The 1,908-nt window shown below is 48.8% G+C and carries 2 protein-coding genes; both read left to right on the forward strand.

Features of this window, described 5'->3' with window-relative positions; genetic code table 11:
- The coding region (locus tag VN105_RS03120) for a hypothetical protein (RefSeq protein ID WP_325637825.1) at window positions 1-1,069 on the forward strand (1,069 nt) is incomplete at its 5' end.
- Between the two features lie 78 nt (window positions 1,070-1,147).
- On the forward strand, window positions 1,148-1,908 hold a 761-nt coding region (locus VN105_RS03125; RefSeq protein ID WP_325637827.1), incomplete at its 3' end, for a hypothetical protein.

Consider the following 1,908-nt stretch of genomic DNA (forward strand, 5'->3'; position numbering starts at 1 on the left):
GCTTTCGATCGACAATACTAACACGGCAGTAGCGCCAAAACTGATCCTGCATGCGGCAGATGCCACACATCCCGGTGCGGTGTCAACAGGTGCACAGTCGTTCGACGGTTTAAAAACCTTCCTGCAGTCTGTTACAGGTAACGAAGACCTGTCCATCCTGAAGAAAGGGCAGTTCGGCACCGGGTTAACCGTACTGGCAAATGGCGCCACTATCACAGGTAACTCTACTATCACGGGTAACCTGACGTTACCGGGAACGGCCAGCAATCTTTCTGTGGGAGGTAACTCCACATTGGCCGGCACCCTGGCGGTAACCGGCGCCACTCAGCTGGCCAGCACCCTCGGCGTTACAGGTAAAGCTACCCTCGATAACGACCTGCAGGTAAAAGGCAATACACAGCTGGACAACAACGTAGTGCTCACCAACATTGCAGACGGAACCACCCAGGATGTAGTGTTGCTCAGAGATGCTACCTCCGGTAACGTGGTAAAGAGAAAACTCTCTGCTACTGCGTTTAAAGACCTGACCTTTAAATCGGACCATGCAGGGCTTGACCTGGCAGTGGCACAGGTGGCAGACGAAGTAACGGTAAGTATTCCTGTTGCTTCACCCGCTACCACCGGTGGTTTGGTGAGCAACGCCGCACAAAGTTTTGCCGGCGCAAAAAAATTCGGCGACGAAGTTTCTATCAGGAAAAATGTACACATCGGCGATACCAGCAACACCGGCAATTCCACTTTACAGGTAAGCGGTTCCGTATCTATGTCTATTACCACTGTAACAGCTGCCACCTATACGGTAGCGGCAACAGACAATACTATCCTCGTAAGCACCGGTACCGCCTGCAGTGTAGTGCTGCCGGATGCCACCACCTGCACAGGCCGTATTTACACTGTTAAAAAGATACCTGCCGCTTCTGCACCGGACGACACCCAAATCAACAATGATGTACAGATCACTTCCGCTGGCGGTACCCTCGAAGGAGGCGCTAAACTCACCATTTACAACGACTGGACCTTCTACACGATCCAGTCTAACGGAACAAACTGGTACGTGATAAAGAAATAAGCTGAGAATATAACGGGAACGGCTATGTGGAAATCATAGCTGTTCCATCCTTTGGGTACATTCCTTAAATGTTGATGTATGAAGCTGCAAGGGCTTATGAAAGTATGTGCTGCAATGCTGTTTTGCTTAGGTAATCAGCAGTTGGCCGCACAACAGTTAAAGCTGGGAACTAATCCTTCTCTGGTAAAACAATCTGCGTTACTTGAACTGGAAAGTAAAAAGCAGGCGCTCCTCCTTTCCCGTATCGCTGATACCAATCAGATCGCTTCCCCGGTAAACGGGATGATCATCTACCTGGAATCCGATAACACTTTGCGTGTCCGCGCCAACAACTACTGGACAAAACTGGTAGCAGACGGTTCTGCTATCCAGTCTATTAACAACAGTTTTTCTCCTGCACAGGAAATTAAAGCTGCATATACGCCTGGCGGTACTTTTGGCTTTTCGTCCGCCGGCGGTATTCATACGCTTACCATTCCTGATGCCTCTCTTACCGCTTCCGGATTTGTTAACTATGGGGCCCAGTTGTTCAAAGGATTAAAAAACTTTACAGAAGGACTGCAAACCTATTCACTACGTGTAACCAACGACGTTAGCACACCCATAAAAATATTAGGAAAGGACGCCGCCGGAGATGTTGGCTCCCTGACCATCGATAATAATTTGTCCGTTACAGGCGGGCAGCTGGGCGTAAAGAACAGTACTCAATTATGGAACGCAAATAAAATAGCAGATTACGATGTGTTGTTTGGTACCGCTCCTGCAAATAATGATGTACTTACTTTTAACGGTACGCAGTGGATTGCGAAAGCTATAGTGATGCCAGCTAATTCCAACAG

Origin of the sequence: Chitinophaga sp., assembly GCF_035564935.1 — a bacterium.
In the GTDB taxonomy this organism is placed as follows: domain Bacteria; phylum Bacteroidota; class Bacteroidia; order Chitinophagales; family Chitinophagaceae; genus Chitinophaga.